1 protein-coding gene is annotated in these 249 nt (G+C 47.4%); it reads left to right on the top strand.

Annotated elements, in window-relative coordinates; all coding sequences use genetic code 11:
* Positions 1 to 249, top strand: a 249-nt coding sequence (locus AAEY75_RS16450; RefSeq protein ID WP_502944454.1) for an acyl-CoA dehydrogenase family protein, incomplete at both ends; no start/stop codon positions are given.

The raw sequence follows: 249 nt of genomic DNA, 5'->3' as shown, positions 1-249 counted from the left end.
ACATAGCATGGTGTATGACAGTGCTTTGAAGATGTTTCAAAGTTGGAAGGATAAAGATGAGCAGTGGCGAGAAAACGGCATGATAGACCGTGAAGCTTGGCACGAGGCTGGCGATATGGGCTTTTTATGTGCGTCAATGCCTGAAGAATATGGCGGTGGCGGTGGTAATTTTGGTCACGAAGCCGCTATTTTGTTAGCTCAGGCACAGGCTAACCAAGCTGGTTTTGGTGGTATGGTTCACTCAGGTAT

Source organism: Psychrobacter sp. TB55-MNA-CIBAN-0194, from assembly GCF_040309505.1.
In the GTDB taxonomy this organism is placed as follows: Bacteria; Pseudomonadota; Gammaproteobacteria; order Pseudomonadales; family Moraxellaceae; genus Psychrobacter; species Psychrobacter fozii.
The sequence above is the reverse complement of the archived record's forward strand: the minus strand, read 5'-3'. Positions and strand labels throughout refer to the sequence as shown.